Raw genomic sequence first — 19509 nt, 5'->3', positions numbered from 1 at the left:
ATAGTCTGCGTAGCGGCGGTGGAGAGATTACCACCAGTCATCGTGACCGTGGCGGTGGTACCGATGACCATGACACTGTAGTTGAGACTGTTGCCAGCGGTGGAGCCGTTAGTGCCGTGAGTCAGCACAATGGTGGTGCCGTCAATGTTGATGCGTTCATTACTGCCGTTGGTAACATTGGTGATGGTAAAGGAGAGACCGGTAATATTCTGCCCGCTCTCAATGGTATCTACGCTGGTACCGCTGAACAGGCTGGCGGCGGCACCACCCTCGGTGTAGGTGGGGTTGCTGGCGTTGGCGGTTAGCGTGGGTTCGTCATTGACTGCTGTGATAGCAATGGTTCGGGTATCGGAGGCACTGGCGGCGCTGCTGTCAGTGGCGGTAAAGGTCACTGTGCGATTGGAGGTACCGGGATCCTGAGTGGTGGAGTCATAGCGAATAGATTGCAGTACTTCCTGCACGTTGCTGTTTGTTGCGTCAGCATCGAAGGTGATGGTGAGCTTAGTGCCGTCGGTGACGATGCCGCCACTGGCGCTCAGGTCACCGATATCAACACCATTGGCGAAGATATTGGTGCCGCTGATGGTAATGGCAGTACCGTCACCATCACTGTCGACGATAGACAGGCGATCTCCAGTCTCTGCGTTGCCGGTGATCTGTACCTCAAGAGTCCCACCATTCCATTCGGCGTCGCCGTCGGCGTCACTGACGGTTCCTGCGGAATCAACCTGAGTGGCGCTGTTACCTTCGCTAAATGCAAGGTTAGCGTTATCTATAGAAATAGCAGGTGTTGCATTGCTTGGAATTTCGGCACCAACCTTTAGATTATCCATGAAAATCCAATGGGTATTGGCCGCTATTTTTACTTCATCAACCGAGCCCCAGTTGAGGGTCCAGGTACCTGAGCTGTTATCGGCGGCATTGAAGCCCTGTGATTCTACCTGGCCACCATCTGTAAAGCCGTAAAAGGTGATGGTTGCGTTTGCTGGATTGCCCTGAGTATCAATTGTATAGTCGATACTGGTAAATTTAAAACTTGTTCCATCGCTGGTGTAAAAACGAGTGCCTGTCGTGCCGACACTATTCGTTACACTGCCTTCATGGGGATAAATCCCGGTTTCTCCTCCAAATCCATTAAAACGCCAGCCATCATAGGAAATATCATCAATGACGGTTCCATTGGCGATCACCGCGGTATCAGCTAACCCCAGGCCATCATAATTTGTGGTCTGATCAGAGGATACCGGGAGTGCCAAAAAACCACGGAACTGCTCAAACGAGTAGCTGTAGTTGATTGATCCTGTTTGTTTTTCCAACTCCCAGTTGCCACCCTGTTTAACAGAGCCAGTAAGGTCATCTGATGCAGCGATATCTGCACCGGTTAAGGTGCTTAGTTTTTCAATAAAGTCGTTTCCACTGCCCGCCGCGATATCACAACCGTATAGCAATATGTCGCCATCATCAGAAAGAGATTGCCCCAGGTTGGCGAGCTCCTTTTGATAATCATCCAGAGTGTCATTGGATAACAAGGTGCCACCGATAAGGGTTTGTCCCTCGCTTCCGTGGGAAAATATATGTATGGCGTCCAGATCGGTGTGATCCTGTAGGGCGTTTGCTAGCTCGATAATGCCCCCGTCACTGACGAAAACAACTTCAATATCAGGTGCCAGGTTGTTAACAATGTCTTCATAGCCTGTAATGCTGGTGTCGATAACGGCAACTACACTAGGTTTTGGCATTGCTGGAGTCCCTCTAATCATTACAATATTTGGTTGTTATTCTTTAAAGACGAGTTGGATGTAGAAATTTACGGAGTGCTACGCCCAGTACAACGGGATCTGAATGAGGCAACTCAAAACAAAAGTGATTTGAAATTAAAAACAAACACCCTTCAAATAGAAACGACTGAGCTATCTATAATGGAGTGTTTTAACCAGGGAGGCGATGAGGCAGTATTAAGGCAAGCAAAGAAAACCACATACTTCAAAAGGGAATCGCATCACTTTTTCTCAATGACACAACAAAGCGCCATGTACCTTCCTGTTACAAAATAGCAATTCTTGGTAAGTTGATATCCTTGTCATCAAGTGAAACTTACATGAGTATAGTAGAATATAATGGAAATCCAAATTTAATCGTAATGATCTAACAGTTGTACTTTTTTGATGATTGTTGATGGTGTTTCCTGTCTTGAACTCTGGCAGAAATCCATTTTCAGATCTGTGATATTACCAGCTATGGGATGCTTCTGGCCCCTGGTTTGATTGTTGTGATTTGCTTCACCAAACAGTTGGCGTGGGGCCCTTAGCTAGCGCGTGGCGTAGTCTCGTTTATACCGATATAACCCCGCGTATCTGTGGATACCGGTCAGATTGTTTTAATACTACGAAAAGATCTGAAGTGCATGCAGTGAGGCTGATATGGCAGGGTTACTGGAGTATCAGAGGTTAAAAATTAAACAGCTGCCAGTATCCATTCCATTCTTCTGATGAACTACGTTCTGCTCCTACCTCTTTCTTTCACTCCTGGAGGTCGATTAATAGCTGTTTTAGCCATTAATAAGGATAGATGATTCGTGTTATTGTACGGATTTAGCTTGTGTCATTAAGGAGAATTATATGAGCAATGAAAATTATGCTGCACCACAATCTCAGTTGGTGGCAGAAACCGATTCAAGCGAGCAGTTGGCCTCCCGGTGGAGCCGGCTCTTAGCTGCGCTGTTAGACGGACTGATTATTATGATTGTGACACTTCCCGTTATGTACTTCACGGGTGGTTTTGACGGTATCACAAATGGTATTGAGCCATCAGTAACCTATAACCTGGTCATTGGTGCATTGGGATTAGCTATTTTTATTCTGGTCAATGGAAAGTTGTTGATAAGCAATGGGCAGACATTAGGGAAAAAAGTACTGGGGATCAAAATTGTAGATTTAAATGGTGACTTGCCCGGTCTGAAACAGCATCTGCTGAAGCGTTACGCCGTTTACTTTATACCAGGGCAGATTCCTATCGCCGGCCAATTGTTTTCATTTATTAATATTTTATTTATTTTCGGTAAACAAAAACGTTGCATTCACGATTACCTTGCCGGTACCAAGGTTGTAGTCAAAGCCAAATAAACCCAGCCCATGATAAGGCTCAGAAAATCACAATAACTGAACTGATTCTGGCAACTTTACAATGATCTACCTGGGGGCTTGCGATGGGCTGGTTATCTTTGATGAAAAGTACTTTAGCGGGAATCTATCAAGTGAATACCAAGGGTAAAGGGCAACGTCGATGAATCAAGTACTCTTCAGACTAAAAGAGACTTCAAAAGCGATGTGGTTTCGTTGTCTCTTATATTGCCTATTTGCGCTGGTTTCTTTCTTTGTGGGATCTTCTCTCGAGAATTATGTTCCAGAAGGTATAAAAAAGGTAATAACGCCTGATGGTGTCAGTGATATTCTTAAAATTCTTGCTTCAAGTATGCTGGCAGTTTCAACATTCTCTCTGGGAATCATGGTGCAGGCTTTTAGTGCGGCAGCAAGTAACGCTACGCCGCGTGCAACTAAATTACTAATGGAAAATTCTACAGCGCAAAATGCTCTAGGGTCATTTATCGGGGCATTCCTGTTCAGTATTGTCGGTATTATTGGTATCAATGCCAAGTTTTATGATGAAGGTGTTATCGTTGTTCTGTTTGTTTTCACATTAATTACAATTTTCATTATTGTTGTTATGTTATTAAGATGGATCGATCAGCTTTCAAAACTTGGTCGAGTGACAGATACCATTGATCTAGTAGAGCAGGCTTTAGACAGGTCTATAACTAAACGTGGTGAACAGCCTTTTCTTGACGCTAATGAGTTAGATAAAGATGAGCAGGAACTAAAGGATAATTTCTATGAAGTAGTTTCAAATGAAATTGGTTATGTTCAGTATATAGATCTTGATCAGCTTGAAAATATAGCGAAGGAAAATTATCTTAAAATATATGTTGTTGTCAATTCCGGTAAATTTCTGGATGGTATTGTTCCCATAGCGTATGTTGATAAAAACATAGATGATGACGTAATCGACTGTATTTCAAATACTGTTGTTGTTGGTGGAAATCGAACCTTTGATCAAGATCCCAGATATGGTTTTATTATTTTGTCTGAAATAGCACTGCGAGCTTTGTCTCCTGGTATTAATGATCCAGGTACTGCTATAGATATTATAGGGAGTTATGTAAGGTCTATTATGCTATGGAGTAAAAAGTTTGAAAAAAAACAAACCAGCAAAACATCTGAAAAAATCAAGTATCCAAGAGTATATATTTCTAAAATAGATGAGAAAGATATATTTGAGGATATGTATGCGGAGCTAATGCCATCAGCATCTGAACATATTACTGTTTCAATCAGGTTGAAAAAATCATTACTGAACTTTAATAAAGTTGAACATAAGGCTCTCCAAGATCAGGCAGAGCTTTGGTTAAATAAGTTAGAGCAGTTGTGCCAAAAAAACCTTAGTGATGAAGATTTTAAAAGAATACAAAAGATCAACTGAAATATCTGAGGTTGATCAGTTATTATAAGTTTTAGATTTTTATCGGCTATGCAAATATTTAGGCTGTTGTTAGTTGAATAAGTGTTTTATAATTCGTTTCAATATATTTACTACCTTTATTCTTGATGTTTATTGAAAGCATTAAATCTTGTTGGCGTAGTAATTTTCTTTGCAAACTGATTTTTCTAGTTGATGGATGCTATAAATGCTATCAATAAATAACCTCCCTTCTTCCCTGATGGTGCTCGTGCTGCTGCTATCGTTTGACGTTCAAGCGCAACAGGTTACATCGGGTTTGACTTATTATAAGGATATTAAGCCACTGGTTGATAGCCGTTGTGTGGTCTGTCATGGCTGTTATGACGCACCATGCCAACTGAAACTGTCTTCACCTGAGGGTATTATACGTGGAGCAAACAAGGACAAGGTTTATGATGGCCATCGTTTACTGGCGGATACACCTAGTCGCTTGTTTATGGATGCTCACTCTGTTGAGGAGTGGCGTAAAAAAGATTTCTTTTCGGTACTCTATGGCGATAAAAAAACGTTAGATTCTGAGGACAGCCTTTTTTATCAGATGCTTCTGCTTAAGGCGCGTAATCCCCTATCCCAAGTGGCATCTGACAATCAAAAATTACCTGAAGATGCATTTGATTTGAGGCTTAATCGTGATGAGCAGTGTCCAGTCTCCGATCAGTTTGATGACTATGCAGAAGAGCACGCATTATGGGGAATGCCATACGGATTGCCGGGGTTGGCATCCACTGAGGTTGATCTTGTCAAAGATTGGTTAATTCAGGATATGCCAATGGGTGTGTCTCCATCGTTAAGTGGGGACTATCAAAAAAGTATTAGCAAGTGGGAAGGTTTTCTAAATCAGAATGACTTAAAAAGTCAGTTGATTTCCCGATATATCTATGAACATTTGTTTATAGCAAACTTATATTTTGATGACTTTAAATCAGTAAAATACTTTAAGCTTGTCCGTTCAATAACACCTCCGGGAACCCCCATTCGTATCATTGCAACACGAAGGCCCTATGAAGATCCAATCAAAGACCCGCTGATAGAAAAGCCAGTTGAGCGGATATATTATCGTTTTCAACCGGTAAAAAGTACGGTTGTTGCAAAGAATCATATTCCGTATGCATTAAACGAAGAGCGTTATAATCGCTTTAATGAACTATTTTTTAAACCAGACTATCAGGTGACTGAACTACCTGGTTATGAAATAAGTTTGGCATCTAATCCATTTGCCGTATTCAAACAAATTCCGCCAGCTTCGCGCTACAAGTTCATGCTTGATCATGCGCAGTTTACTATCCGTGGTTTTACTCAGGGTACTGTTTGTCGGGGCCAGGTTGCTTTAAACGTTATCAATGATCATTTTTGGGTCATGTTTGTTGACCCGGAGCACGCTGTTTCAAAAAAGTTAAATAGTATGCTACCAGAACAAACAGAGCTGCTGGACTTACCCGCAGAAAATACAAGTAATGCGGGCCTGTTGGCCCACTGGACAGAGTATTCGGATTCCCAGGCCGTATATCTTAGTAATAAAAGTCGTATTCTCAGTGATGTTGTGGGTAGCCACCGACCAGATTTGGATTGGATATGGCAGGGAGATGGTCACAATAAAAATGCCGCACTTACTGTATTTCGGCATTTTGACAGCGCCTCTGTTGTACAGGGATTGGTTGGGCCTGCTCCCAAAACAGCCTGGCTAATTGACTATCCAGTACTTGAGCGTATTCATTACTTACTTGTTGCGGGTTTTGATGTCTACGGTAATGCGGGGCATCAATTATCAACTCGCCTGTATATGGATTTCCTGCGTATGGAAGGCGAATTTAATTTTCTTGCGCTATTGCCTGAAAAGGTACGTATGCAGTTACGGGATGATTGGTACCGCGGTACCGATGAATCGGTAAAGGAGTACGTATACGGAAATCTGGCCTATTTGAATGCGGCAAGTAAAGTTGATTACCCGAGTAACGAACCTGCCCAGTCATTTTTGTATCGGCAGATTCAGCGGCATTTGTCTGCAATATTACCTGCCAGGAGTTTAAAGCAGCATGATGAGAATATATATCAACAACTTAAGCCTTTGCAGGCAATGAAAGGTCACAAAGCTAATTTATTGCCTGAGATGGGGTTGCTTATGATCACTGGCCAGCAGAAGCCGACAGGTTTATTCAGTATCCTGCGTAATAGCGCTCATACTAACGTGACCAGTCCATTTAACGAGAAGTCTAATCGGTTGCCTGAAGAAGACTACTTAACGGTTATGCCTGGTGTTATCGGTGCTTACCCGGATGCATTATGGCGAGTTGAAGAGCAGGATTTAGGTTTATTTGTTCAAGCGATTACTTCCTTAGAAAATGAGAAAGACTATGATCATTTAATGTATCGCTTTGGTATTCGGCGCACACATGAAAAATTTTGGCAACATAGTGACGAACTACACCAGTTTTACAATAAGCAGTCACCTGTTGAATATGGCGTGCTGGATTATAATCGACTTGAAAATCGATAATACACCAGATTGGAATATAATGTATCTGGTTTTTCACACTCAGAGTAGAGTGATAGAGAGCTGCTAATGTCTTTTTTAGCGATAGTTATAACAGTAATAGCAATATTCTTTATTGTTTCCAGCTTTATTTCATTAATGGATAGGTCGGAGTGGTGGTATCGGGTTTTTGATTTTCCTCGTGTACAGATTGTTTGCTTAAGCATTGCAACATTAGGGGTATGTCTTTTTAGCTATCAGGGATATTGGTATGAATGGCTTATTGGTTCTCTATTAGTATTGGCAACGGGTTGGCAATCCTATCGAATTTTACCCTTTACCCGGCTCTACAGCTCTCAAGTGCATCTGGTTAAATCTTCTGATGTAACGCGTCAGATTACTATCATGGTATCAAACGTCTTAATGACAAATCAGCGAGCCGATAAGTTACGGGGACTGGTGGATACGTTTGAACCTGACATTCTGCTGACGTTGGAAACAGATAAGCACTGGGAATTGGCATTAGAACCTTTGGAGACTCGTTATCCGAATGTTGTACGCTGTCCGCAGGATAATCTATATGGTATGCATTTGTACTCGAAGTTTGAACTGGTTGAACCTGAGATTAAGTTTTTGGTAGAACAAGATATCCCTTCAATTCATACTGGTGTTATTTTGCCTTCAGGTCAGTTGGTCAAGTTACATTGCTTGCATCCTGCGCCACCTAGTCCGACAGAAAATGAAAAATCAATTGAACGTGATGCTGAGCTTATTAAAGTTGCCAGGCATGTAAGGCAGCAATCGGAGCCAACGATCGTAACTGGTGATCTTAATGACGTCGCTTGGTCTGATACGACATCATTATTCAGAAAAATGAGCGGCTTGCTGGATCCTAGAATCGGTCGAGGACTGTTTAATACCTTTCATGCAAAGTACTGGTTTTTGCGCTGGCCGTTAGACCACCTTTTTCACTCAAGTGATTTTGGTCTGCTGGAGCTGCGCCGGTTGGATTCTATCGAATCTGATCACTTTCCAATATTGTGTCAGTTGCAGTATAACCCAGCTATAAGTCGTGATCATGAGGTGCCAGAACCTACTGAGAAAGAACAGGAACGGGCGGCAGAAACCTTAACTGAAGTAAAGAATAATCCGTCAAGGTAGGTGAGTCATTCTTTTATAAGAGATTAGCGTCCGGTACTCGCTATTTATGTTCAACTATCATTTTCTGGCGTTGTCATTGCAGCCGTCAATACCATTCGCATTGCGTCCTGAACACTCATATCCAGTGTTTCTATTCTGGATTCTGGCAACATTAGAGTATACCCACCAATCTGATAGCTCATGGGGAAGTAAACAGCCACCAGATTATTAGTGTTACCTAACGTTATAGACTTTTGTGTAATAAATCCAATGAGCTTAATATCATTGTCCAATGTAACTGTAACGGCTTTTTGAAGTTCGTCGTCATCTTGTGAGGCAGCAGCAAACTTTGCAATATCACGAACGCTATTGTAAATTGTTTTAACCAGTGGGATTCTTTCAAACAGACTTTCTGCGATTCCACCGAGTCTTCTAAAAATATAGGCATTAAGTAGAATACCTATACCAAGGATGCAGATAAAACCAGAAATTAGCCCCATACCAGGCCAATACCAACCCTCTGGCAATAGCCAATTTATAATCACGCCTAATGTTGATTCTGCAAAAGAACCGAGCCAGTAGAGTATTGATAGAGTAATTGCAATAGGTAGAACAGCAAATAAACCCTGTAAGAATAATTGGCTGATTTTTTTCATTAGATTGCTACCTTGAATAGTAAATAAAACAAAATCAGTACTTTTTAGGCTGATAAATATTATCTGAGAATGAGTTATTAAACTATTAATTTATGTTGCGAAGTGCATATAAGCACCATCCTGTTGTAGGCGATAATGTGTTATCAGCAGTTAACCAGTGCAGTCGGTTATTAGGGTCTATGGCAAATAATAAGATGGATTTTTTCGAGTTATTGTCCGATTTCCAATCCGAGTAATCGTAAGTATCAGTCAGTTGAGTGCTCTTTACCTGCGTATCCTCATTGATAAATGAGTTCAAATTGTTATAGCGAATACTCTCGTCAAATAATACCTTACCTTTATAAAACTCACTGGCACGATGCTTATTATGTGGTTTTTCATCTTGTTTTGATGCCAGCGTAAATATATTGCGTATGCCAAAGTCTTCCCGAAAGCGTAAAGCTGCAGCTGTGTTTTGGCTATGGTAGTTTGACAGGCCTAACATACCACCCAAGCTGGTCACTTCCAGGTGCAGGTCTGCATGGTCTGAAATAGGGTTACCATAGTAGGTTTGCAGTCCAACCATGCGTGCAGCGCAGATGTTTTCCCATTCCGTATCACATAAAATCGTCTTTATTTCAGCCATTTTTAATGCCCTTGCAATAATAATGGCAACAGGGTTTGCGCCGATAATTAAAAATCCCTGAGTATCTGGTTCGTTAACATTGAGCAGCTTTGCCAGTGGTCTGGCTGTTGCGCTCTGAATAACAACGGTGCCAATAATGATGCTAAAGGCAAGTGGTACCAGTAAATCAGCATTCGCCATACCGAGTTGTTCCAAGCGTAAAGCAAAAACCACGGATACCGCTGCAGCGACAATGCCACGTGGACCGATCCAGGCCAGCAGAAGCCGTTCGTTAAAGCTAAAGTTTGAACCTATCGTACAGATAAAAACCTTAATTGGCCGAGCCAGAAACTGCATTACGACTAAGACGGCTACAGCTCCCCATCCCAATTGCAATAAGCTTTCAAAATTAATGCGGGCAGCGAGAATAATAAACAGCGAGGATACAAAAATAACAGTCAGGGTTTCTTTGAAATTCAGAATATTACGGGTATGGACTCCCTTCATGTTAGTCAGCCAGATACCCATGATGGTTACCGTTAACAGTCCGGATTCGTGCAGTAAAGTATTGGAGCCAGAGAATGCGGCGATAACAAATGCGATGGCGGCGAAATTTTGCAGATACTCAGGGATTAAGTGATGCCTAAGTAATAAACCAAAGCAGTGACCAGTCAGGATGCCCAGGGCAATGCCTAATCCGATTGTCTGGCCGAAAATACTGATGACGTGCAATAAATCAGCACTGGTTTGCTGTGCTGCTATCCACTCAAATATCAAAACTGCTAACAAAGCCCCGAGAGGATCTATAACAATGCCTTCCCAGCGCAGTACTTTGGCAATGTTTGCACTAGGTCTCACTGAACGCAGCATTGGCATAATTACCGTAGGTCCCGTTACCACCATAATGGCTCCGAATAATGCTGAGATAGACCAGCTTAAGCCTGTAAGGTAATGAGTTGCTGTGGTTGTGACAGTGGCATTTAGCAGTGCTCCGTAAGACACCATATTTCTGACACAGGGACCAATGTCCCTCAGTTCCACTGACTTTAGCGTTAGACTGCCTTCAAACAGGATGATGGCTACACTCAGTGAAACAAAGGGGAACAGCAAATCACCAAACAGGGCATTTGGATCGAGCAGGCTGAATGTGGGGCCAAGCAGAATACCTGTGAGCAATAAAAATAAAATCGCGGGTAACTGAATTCTCCATGCAAACCACTGGCACAGAAACCCCAGTAATAAAATGATACCCAGCATTAATAAATCAGGCATAGTCTTCATTGTCTCCTGTCTTGTGCTGATTCTCGGTGAGGATACGCTCCCGAGTCTCTGGTTTCCTAAGGGCTATGCGGTACTGGTTAAAAAGTGTGCATGCGGTTGCTATGGCCTTAAGCGGTTACTGGCGTATGTGCTTCAGGCTTGATATTTTGACTTTGCTCATGCTTAGGGAGCATTAAATAGAGAACACCCATAGATTGAAAGACATCCTCTTCCAAATTGTAAATATAGAAGGAATTTATGGGTGTGCTGTCTCTGCGTTAATCAATAATCGGTTGAACGCTGGTGAAGCGATTCCTTAATTAGAAGCAAGCTTTTCCTGAACACTGGTTACTTTATCAGCCATTGTCTGATCTCTATCGGTGCGGGTTCCGAGCTTCATATGGCTGGTAATGCGTACGGCACCCGCGTCATGAAGATCCTCATGACACCGCTTAACTGCAGCCATAACCTCGTCCCATTCGCCCTCTACGTTAGTGCCGTAGCCATGCATTGTGTGAGTGAGTCCGGCTTCTTCAAATATCTTTTGACACATGGCTACATAAGGGGATATAGAGGTTCCCACGCCGCTGGGTGAAACCATAATATCTATCAATACGTACATACTCTGTTCCTCTTTAGGGTATTTGCTACTATTCCACCCTGTATAGACTCATGGTTCAAGGGCCAGATAGGTTTTTCAGTTGGCCAGTTAGCTGGAAAGCGTTTGAATTCATCGTAATGGATTTATCGTCGTGAAATCTCCATTTAGATCGTAGACTATCTGGAAATCTTATCGAGGTCATGGTTCAAGACTTGGGGAAAGGTCATTTCCTCAGTTCGAGCTTCAAATTGTTAAGATTATGAACACCTTTTCCTTTAGGAAAAAACTTAATATCAAGCTCGTTTTTTTTTGAGTTTAAATAGACGTTGGAAACAACAAGGTTATCATCGCTTTCTGTGTCGTATACTATTTCAGAATAGACACTGACTATCTTACTTTGTGCACACGAGTCAAAATTTGGATTTTTATCATAGAGTACAAGTTCGTCCAGTTTATCATGAGAACCTGTTATTTTTCTTACTAGATAATATGTTTTTCCATTAACTGATTTTTTATCAAGTACGGATATTGTAGGTACTATCATGTTGCATTTTATATAGTTATCTTTAGTTAAATACATGTACGATATGAATGAAAGCAGACCTAGGACGAGTGCTGCTGAAATTGAAACTATTTTTTTCACTGTTTTTGTCATTAGGTGTTATTCCAAACTTCTTTCCATTCCATTCTATACCAAAACGGTTTGGCTACTCCAAGCCTAACCATATATTCCGATAAACCGTCATAGATGATCAGGTTAATGGCTCCAAGAGAAATGTTCGTATAATACTGTTGTTTTTCGAACGGCTCGAAATCATAATAACTGTCAATTCTCCATGTGGTGCTAAGTGAATTTCCTGATTCTTTTGTTATTGTATTCAGATAAAAATGTCCGTCTGCTCTATGTAGTCTCGTATTATTTTGAGGAGACCTTAAAACACCATCTTTAACCATTCTTCCTTGTGTGTTTTCATTCATGTTCCATAGCTTTCTGGCGTATGGTTTTTGATCGAAAGCATTGTCACTACATTTTATATTCTGGAAGTTCCTGTTATTTTTCTTTTGCTCCAGGATGTATCTTTTCATTGCTTTCATCGTTTCTATAACAATGGGCGCTTCTCTATATATTGTAGGATCAACCATCAAGGGGTTCGATTTGGTGTTTCCTTCCATAGATACATAGTGGCTTGCTAGTTTGGCTGCTTCAGGGTAACCGACCCACAAACCACCCCACCAAAAGGCTTCGTATACTTCTACAAGGAACTCTTTATCGTCTTCGCTAAAGGGAAGCTTTACTTGCGCTTTGCAAGCCAAAAAGTTTAAGGCGTCTTGTACGTACTTTAAATGTGATTCTTTTTTAAACTGAGCAGCCATCCCCATATGATAGAGAGGCGACATGGGTATTTCTGACTTTTTGGCTAAGCATGCCTTGGCTTTTTTGGTTAGCTGCTGGGCTACGGCCATTCGTAAAATCCTTTTTATAGTCTAATTGGAAGAGTCGGTTTCGTGTCTTCTGTTTGAATTAGTTATTTAGTTAAGTGGTTGTTTTTATGCGTGGCTTCAGATTCTAGCGAGCAAACTAACTGCGCGAGAGAGCCTGTTACCGGAGATCTTTGGACAGATTGGTTAGGAGATAAGCTAGTAGGCGAGTTGAATGAGTGTGCTGTTATGATATCCATATTCTTAGAGCTTGATTAAGCGTTCCAATCCATAGGGTTAGTTAGGCTCGGCTAATGCCATTACATGCTTCAATAGAATGATGTTCGAAAATTAGCCATAAATTCCGAACGCAAAATATAGCACTTGCCTCACGAGTAACACAATCCAAATGATATGCCTGTGTAGGATGCCGACGAGGCGAGGTTTGATTGTATCGGGTGTTGTCAGGGTAGGTGTGGAACATGAATAAATTTCACTGCGAACTAAATCCCAGAAAAATCATATTCTGAAGAGAAAATGGCTCACAAAGGAAAAGCTGTAAGTTATTGAAAAAAAGATGGTACCAGTGGGCGGACTCGAACCGCCACGCCTTTCGGCAACGGATTTTGAATCCGTCGTGTATACCAATTTCACCACACTGGCACTGCTCAGCTATAGATAAGCTGTTTAAAACATGCTCTTTCTGAAAACTAACTTTATAACAGACTTTGCTCGGTTAGAACAATATCTGCCAATTTCGTCGCTCTGGTCCGAAAGAGCGTGCTATTATAGGCGCCTTTTTCTGGAGGTCAATGCTATTTTTGACTTGAATGTGTCAGAATTAACATTCTTCCGGGACCTGAAAAATTTCCCGCTTTTGTTTAAGCTAAGCACCTTTTCGATTTTGAGTGGCACGTTGTTATATCCATGCGCGTAAAAGATTTCCATTTTGAGTTACCAGACGAGCTGATTGCTCGTTTTCCTACCGAAGAACGAACCGGTAGTCGTCTGTTGTGTCTGGAGGGTAATTCCGGGGAGCTTCAGCATCGCCAGTTTACTGATATTCTGGATCTGCTACAGCCTGGAGACCTGGCTGTTTTTAATAATACCCGGGTGATCCCAGCACGGTTGTACGGATGCAAGGAAAGTGGTGGGAAAGTTGAGATGCTGGTGGAGCGGGTGTTGGATGAACATCAGGTATTGGCTCATGTTCGTGCCAGTAAAGCCCCTAAGCCCGGTACTAGGCTAACTTTTGAAGGTAAACTCAAAGCCGAGGTTATTGGGCGCCAGGATGCTCTTTTTGTCCTTAACTTCGAGGGAGAGCGGTCTGTGCTTGAATGTTTGGAGGAGGTTGGCCATATGCCGTTGCCTCCTTATATGGCCCGGGAGGATCAGCTCGAAGATCGCGAGCGTTATCAGACTGTTTATGGCTGTCGTCAGGGGGCTGTGGCTGCTCCAACGGCAGGTCTGCATTTTGATGAGGACTTATTGCAGTCGCTTGAAGCCAAGGGTATCGAGCAAGCGTTTGTCACTCTGCATGTGGGGGCCGGCACCTTTCAGCCGGTGCGGGTGGAATCCATTAAAGACCACCATATGCATTCGGAATATATTGAAGTCTCACAGCAAGTATGTGATCAGATTGCTGCAACCCGGGCCAGAGGTGGACGAGTGGTTGCTGTTGGCACAACCAGTGTTCGCTGTCTGGAGAGCGCTGCTAGAGCCAGCGACACGGCAAATGGTTGTGAGCTGGCTTCTTTTACCGGTGATACTGATATTTTTATCTATCCGGGTTATCAGTTCCAGGTAGTAGATGCTTTGGTCACCAATTTCCATCTATCAGAATCAACTCTATTGATGCTGGTTAGTGCGTTTGCCGGGAGTGAACACATTCGTATTGCATATGAGGAGGCGATTAAGCAGCGGTATCGCTTCTTCAGTTATGGGGATGCAATGTTCCTGACTCGCAGAGATTGCCTCTGACCCATAGATAGCGGATTTACCTTAGGTTCAACCTTGCAGCGACAAGTTTTCGGGTAACAGCTGGGTCGTTTTTGACCAGAGCTGCAGCCTATCTGAATAGAATTAGGAGTTTTTTTCGTGACACGCGAATGTTTTATGTCTTATGAATTGCTGGCAACGGATGGCAAAGCACGCCGTGGGCGTCTTACTTTCCCCCGGGGCGAGGTCGAAACACCCGCATTTATGCCGGTTGGAACCTATGGCACGGTGAAGGGAATGCTGCCGCGTGACATCGAAGAAATCGGTGCCCATATGATATTGGGCAACACTTTTCACCTGATGCTACGGCCAGGAACAGAAGTAGTCAAAGCTCATGGCGATCTGCATGATTTCGTTCAGTGGAAAGGGCCTATTCTGACTGATTCCGGTGGTTTCCAGGTATTTAGTTTGGGTGATATGCGCAAAATCACCGAAGCCGGTGTGAATTTTCAATCCCCTGTGGATGGTTCTCCGGTGACGTTGAATCCTGAAATATCCATGCAGGTGCAAAAGGATCTGGGCTCAGATGTGGTGATGATCTTTGATGAGTGCACACCTTATCCCGCCACAGAAACGCAGTCGGCAGAATCAATGCGGCTATCTTTGCGTTGGGCAAAGCGCAGTAAAGAGGCTCATGGTGATAGCCCGGCAGCGTTGTTTGGTATTGTTCAGGGCGGGATGTTTCCAGAGCTGCGGGATGAGTCTCTGGCGGGATTAACTGAAATCGGTTTTGACGGCTATGCCATTGGCGGTTTGTCCGTTGGAGAACCGAAAGATGAAATGATGAAAATCCTGGATCATACCACTCCTAAGATGCCTGAGGATCGCCCCCGTTATCTGATGGGAGTTGGGCGTCCTGAGGATCTGGTTGAGGGCGTTAAGCGCGGGGTGGATATGTTTGATTGCGTCATGCCCACTCGAAATGCGCGCAATGGGCATTTATTTGTCTCAACCGGGGTGGTGAAAATACGTAACGCTGCTCATAAACATGACGATGGACCCCTCGATCGAGAGTGTGACTGCTATACCTGCAAGAACTTTAGTCGTGCCTACCTTCACCACTTGGATAAGTGTAAGGAGATGCTGGGGGCGCAACTGAATACTATCCATAACTTACGGCACTATCAAAACCTGATGAGCGGATTGCGAACTGCTATCGAACAAGGTAGATTGGGCGACTTTGTGGAAGAGTTTTATAAAAAACGAGGTCAGGAAACACCTGCCTTGGATTGAAACTGGATGTTGACCGGGGTGGCTGATTAAATTTCAGCCCGCAAGGAAGCCTGAAAAGATCATCCCGGATGGGCTTGAGTTTGGAAGGTTTGGCCCCATATCACCTGTACGGCATACTCTTTATCAAGAATAAACCAGTAGCAATTACATGTGCTACCAGGAACACTTTTAATACCAAGAATATTTAGGAGACAGCAATGAGTTTCTTTATCTCCCCTGCGATGGCACAAGACGCGGGAGCGCCTGGAGGCGATTTTTCCAGCCTGATTTTTTTAGTTGGCTTTGCGCTGATCTTTTACTTCATGATGTGGCGTCCTCAGAGTAAGCGCGCCAAAGAGCATAAAGCGTTGATTGCTGGACTGGGTAAAGGCGATGAAGTTGTAACCAGCGGTGGTCTGCTTGGTAAAGTGACCAAAGTTGATGAAGACTATATCGTCATCAAAGTTTCTGAGAACACTGAGCTTAAATTCCAGAAAGGGCATGTTTCCGCGGCGCTGCCCAAAGGAACCATTAAGGATATCTAAGGTCTCCTTCTCAACGCATATAAACGCCACTCCCTCGTAGTGGCGTTTTATTATCCATAGAACCTAAGATTGGCTCAGCTTCGTTAGGAGTCTGGCAATCAGAATCAGGGCATCGGCATGCTCAATAAATACCCGTTGTGGAAAAATCTCATCATCGTTTTTGTGCTGCTGATCGGCGCAATCTATGCTGCACCTAATCTTTATCCTGACGACTTCGCGGTACAGGTCTCTGGGGCTAATACGACGACAACAGTTGATGAGGCTCTGCTAAGGCGTGTGGAACGAGCTTTGGATAAGGCCAGTATTCAGAGTTTAGGTGCCGAGGTCACTGACAAGAATTTGTTGATCCGTGTTGCTTCCAGCGATGAACAGTTACAGGCAAAAGCGGTAGTGAGCAGAGCGCTTGGAGACGAATATGTAACTGCTCTGAACCTGGCTCCGACCACACCGGATTGGCTTGCCTCTATGGGGGCTGGGCCGATGAAGCTTGGTCTGGACTTGCGTGGTGGTGTTCACTTTTTGATGGAAGTGGATATGGCTGCTGCTTTAAAACAGCGTCTGGATGTTTATGTCAGCGAGATTAAAACGCTGCTACGCGGTGAAAAGTTGCGTTATCGAGGTGTTAATTCTAAAGCTGATGGTAGTTTAAGCATTAAGTTTCGCAGTGCTGAAGAGCGGGATGAAGCTCGATCACTGCTGCGTCGTGAGTTCACTGAATTTTTACTGACACCAGAAGACGTTGACGATACTTTCCTGTTAGGGGTCAGTCTGACTGAATCCAGTGTCCGTGATATCGAAGATTATGCGATCAAGCAGAACCTCACCACCATTCGAAACCGGGTTAATGAGCTGGGTGTTGCTGAACCTTTGGTACAGCGCCAGGGGCGTAACCGAATTGTTATACAACTACCGGGTGTACAGGATACTGCTGAAGCAAAACGTATTTTGGGAAAGACAGCCAATCTCGAATTCCGTCTTGAAGCCCGAACAGATACTGCCAAAAGCGATACTGAGACCTTCGAATTTCGCGAGCCAGGTCGCCCCGCTGCCACGATTGAAAAAGATATTATTATAACCGGTAGTAGTGTTTCTAACGCTCAGGCAAACTTCGATGAGAATGGTATGCCACAGGTTTCCATTACTTTGGATACCAAAGGCGGGAAGATGATGAATCGTATTACCCGCAATGCGATTAAGCGTCGAATGGCTGTACTGTTTATCGAGCATAAAAGCCGCACTCGCTATGAAATGGTGGATGGTGTCGAAGTCGAGAAGCGCATCCCTTATGTTGAGAAGAAGATCATCAGTTTAGCAACGATTCAGTCCCCGCTGGGTAACAATTTCCGTATTACGGGTCTGGATGGTCAGGGGGAGTCAACTGAACTTGCCTTGTTGTTGCGTGCTGGTGCTTTGGCAGCTCCTATCTATTTTGTTGAGGAACGAACGGTTGGGCCGAGTCTGGGGCAGCAAAATATCGATCTGGGTGTGACTTCTGTTCAGATTGGTTTTGCCCTGGTGTTGCTGTTTATGCTGGTCTTTTACAAGGTGTTCGGCGTTGTGGCGAATATAGCGCTGGCATTGAATTTGGCCATTCTGGTTGCGGTAATGTCGATGTTATCGGCAACGCTGACGTTACCAGGGATTGCAGGTATCGTTTTGACAGTCGGTATGGCTGTAGATGCTAACGTTTTGATTTTCTCCAGGATCAAGGAGGAACTCAAAAATGGTATGCCGCCGCAATCAGCCATTCATGCGGGCTATGAGCGTGCATTCTCAACTATCTTTGATGCCAACATCACCACACTGGTGGTGGCGTTGATTCTTTTTGCTGTGGGCACCGGGCCGGTCAAAGGGTTCGCTGTCACATTGTCAATCGGTATTCTTACCTCCATGTTTACAGCCATTATGGTGAGCCGTTCATTGGTTAATCTTATTTACGGTGGACGTGCAGTGAAGAAGTTGTCTATTGGCTGGGAGGTGTAAGACGATGACTACCACAGCTAAAATTGTTGATTTTATGGGGCTGCGTAAGATCGCAGCGATCTGTTCTTTAGTTGTTCTGATTGTTTCAGTTGGTTCTCTGGCCTTTAACTCATTGCAGTTCGGGTTAGATTTTACCGGTGGTGCACTGGTTGAAGTGGAATATTCACAAGCGCAACCGCTGAATGAGATTCGCGCTACCCTGGATAAAGCCGGATATGAGGACGTGGTGGTGCAAACCTTTGGCTCACCCACTTCCATTCTGGTTCGTCTTGCACAAGATCATACCTCTACCTTAGGGGATGAAGTTCTTGGTGCTCTACGAGAAGGGGCGGATCAGCCCGTAGAGTTACGCCGCTCGGAGTTTGTCGGAGCTCAGGTTGGAGATGAACTGCGTGAGCAGGGTGGGTTGGGGATGTTACTCGCCCTTGGTATCGTTATGCTTTATGTTGCATTCCGATTCCAGATTAAATTCTCGGTAGGAGCAGTGGTTGCGCTGGCTCATGATGTTCTTATCGTGCTGGGTATATTCTCATTATTGAAGCTGGATTTTGACTTAACAGTGTTGGCTGCTGTTTTGGCAGTTATTGGTTACTCTCTAAATGATACTATCGTTGTCTGTGACCGAATCCGAGAGAATTTTCGCAAAGTGCGTAAAGGCAGCTCTGAAGAAATTATCAACTTATCGCTGACTCAGACTTTAGGTCGTACTTTGGTGACATCATTGACGACTTTGTTAGTGCTTTTAGCGCTATTCTTCTTCGGAGGAGAGTTGATTCATGGGTTTGCGACAGCCTTGATGATTGGTGTTCTGGTGGGGACATATTCCTCTATTTATGTTGCCAGCAACGTCTTGTTGATGATGAATGTGACTCGCGAAGATTTGATGCCACCAGTTAAAGAAGAAGTCGAAGTCGAAGGGGAAGAGCGTCCCTGATCTGCTACGCTAGTAAGGCACACCTACAAAACGCCGGCAAGTGCCGGCGTTTTATGTTTTAGATTAGATAGTTATAATTTGAATACTTATACTCTGTTAGCTGTTTACAGAC

The 19509-nt window shown here is 43.7% G+C and carries 15 protein-coding genes and 1 tRNA gene; 9 read left to right on the top strand and 7 right to left on the bottom strand.

Annotated elements, in window-relative coordinates:
* A partial coding sequence (locus tag BGP75_RS21480) for a DUF4347 domain-containing protein (RefSeq protein WP_158070152.1) occupies nucleotides 1-1739 on the bottom strand: 1739 nt, incomplete at its 3' end.
* Nucleotides 1740-2618: 879 nt separating this feature from the next.
* On the opposite strand from BGP75_RS21480, the gene BGP75_RS21470 reads away from it, so the two are divergent.
* The 4 genes from BGP75_RS21470 (at nucleotide 2619) to BGP75_RS21455 (ending at nucleotide 8206) form a co-directional block, all read left to right on the top strand.
* On the top strand, nucleotides 2619-3122 hold the full coding sequence (locus tag BGP75_RS21470; RefSeq protein WP_076720975.1) for an RDD family protein: 504 nt from the start codon (nucleotides 2619-2621) through the stop codon (nucleotides 3120-3122).
* 160 nt (nucleotides 3123-3282) lie between these two features.
* Complete coding sequence (locus BGP75_RS21465; protein ID WP_076720974.1) at nucleotides 3283-4536, top strand: DUF2254 domain-containing protein; 1254 nt, start codon at nucleotides 3283-3285, stop codon at nucleotides 4534-4536.
* 205 nt (nucleotides 4537-4741) lie between these two features.
* Complete coding sequence (locus tag BGP75_RS21460; protein ID WP_076720973.1) at nucleotides 4742-7069, top strand: fatty acid cis/trans isomerase; 2328 nt, start codon at nucleotides 4742-4744, stop codon at nucleotides 7067-7069.
* 66 nt (nucleotides 7070-7135) lie between these two features.
* A complete protein-coding gene (locus BGP75_RS21455; protein ID WP_076720972.1) occupies nucleotides 7136-8206 on the top strand; it encodes an endonuclease/exonuclease/phosphatase family protein in 1071 nt (356 codons plus the stop codon).
* 50 nt (nucleotides 8207-8256) lie between these two features.
* Here BGP75_RS21455 and BGP75_RS21450 read toward each other — a convergent pair whose 3' ends face one another.
* The 6 genes from BGP75_RS21450 to BGP75_RS21425 form a co-directional block, all read right to left on the bottom strand.
* The gene (locus BGP75_RS21450) at nucleotides 8257-8841 is read right to left on the bottom strand and encodes a DUF502 domain-containing protein (protein WP_076720971.1); all 585 of its coding nucleotides are present in this window, start codon (nucleotides 8839-8841) and stop codon (nucleotides 8257-8259) included.
* A gap of 85 nt (nucleotides 8842-8926) precedes the next feature.
* The gene (locus BGP75_RS21445; protein WP_076720970.1) at nucleotides 8927-10726 is read right to left on the bottom strand and encodes a sodium:proton antiporter; all 1800 of its coding nucleotides are present in this window, start codon (nucleotides 10724-10726) and stop codon (nucleotides 8927-8929) included.
* Nucleotides 10727-11021: 295 nt separating this feature from the next.
* Complete coding sequence (locus BGP75_RS21440; RefSeq protein ID WP_076720969.1) at nucleotides 11022-11327, bottom strand: MTH1187 family thiamine-binding protein; 306 nt, start codon at nucleotides 11325-11327, stop codon at nucleotides 11022-11024.
* Nucleotides 11328-11529: 202 nt separating this feature from the next.
* The gene (locus tag BGP75_RS21435) at nucleotides 11530-11961 is read right to left on the bottom strand and encodes a hypothetical protein (protein WP_076720968.1); all 432 of its coding nucleotides are present in this window, start codon (nucleotides 11959-11961) and stop codon (nucleotides 11530-11532) included.
* Complete coding sequence (locus BGP75_RS21430) at nucleotides 11961-12770, bottom strand: hypothetical protein (protein WP_076720967.1); 810 nt, start codon at nucleotides 12768-12770, stop codon at nucleotides 11961-11963. Before BGP75_RS21430 ends, BGP75_RS21435 begins: the two co-directional genes overlap by 1 nt.
* Before the next feature lie 533 nt (nucleotides 12771-13303).
* A tRNA-Leu gene (locus BGP75_RS21425) sits at nucleotides 13304-13388 on the bottom strand.
* 264 nt (nucleotides 13389-13652) lie between these two features.
* On the opposite strand from BGP75_RS21425, the gene queA reads away from it, so the two are divergent.
* From queA to secF, 5 genes are all read left to right on the top strand, one after another.
* Nucleotides 13653-14705 carry a tRNA preQ1(34) S-adenosylmethionine ribosyltransferase-isomerase QueA gene (gene queA / locus BGP75_RS21420; RefSeq protein WP_076720966.1) on the top strand — a complete coding sequence of 351 codons (1053 nt, stop codon included), beginning with the start codon at nucleotides 13653-13655 and terminating at the stop codon, nucleotides 14703-14705.
* Between the two features lie 117 nt (nucleotides 14706-14822).
* Nucleotides 14823-15956, top strand: a complete 1134-nt coding sequence (gene tgt, locus BGP75_RS21415; protein WP_198939508.1) for a tRNA guanosine(34) transglycosylase Tgt — start codon at nucleotides 14823-14825, stop codon at nucleotides 15954-15956.
* A 197-nt stretch (nucleotides 15957-16153) separates the two neighbouring features.
* A complete protein-coding gene (gene yajC / locus BGP75_RS21410; protein WP_076720964.1) occupies nucleotides 16154-16480 on the top strand; it encodes a preprotein translocase subunit YajC in 327 nt (108 codons plus the stop codon).
* Nucleotides 16481-16597: 117 nt separating this feature from the next.
* Nucleotides 16598-18463 carry a protein translocase subunit SecD gene (secD, locus tag BGP75_RS21405; protein WP_076720963.1) on the top strand — a complete coding sequence of 622 codons (1866 nt, stop codon included), beginning with the start codon at nucleotides 16598-16600 and terminating at the stop codon, nucleotides 18461-18463.
* Nucleotides 18464-18467: 4 nt separating this feature from the next.
* Nucleotides 18468-19397 carry a protein translocase subunit SecF gene (gene secF / locus BGP75_RS21400; protein WP_076720962.1) on the top strand — a complete coding sequence of 310 codons (930 nt, stop codon included), beginning with the start codon at nucleotides 18468-18470 and terminating at the stop codon, nucleotides 19395-19397.
* Nucleotides 19398-19509 lie beyond the last annotated feature (112 nt).

This window comes from Motiliproteus sp. MSK22-1, assembly GCF_001968815.1.
In the GTDB taxonomy this organism is placed as follows: Bacteria; Pseudomonadota; Gammaproteobacteria; order Pseudomonadales; family Balneatricaceae; genus Motiliproteus.
The sequence above is the reverse complement of the archived record's forward strand: the minus strand, read 5'-3'. Positions and strand labels throughout refer to the sequence as shown.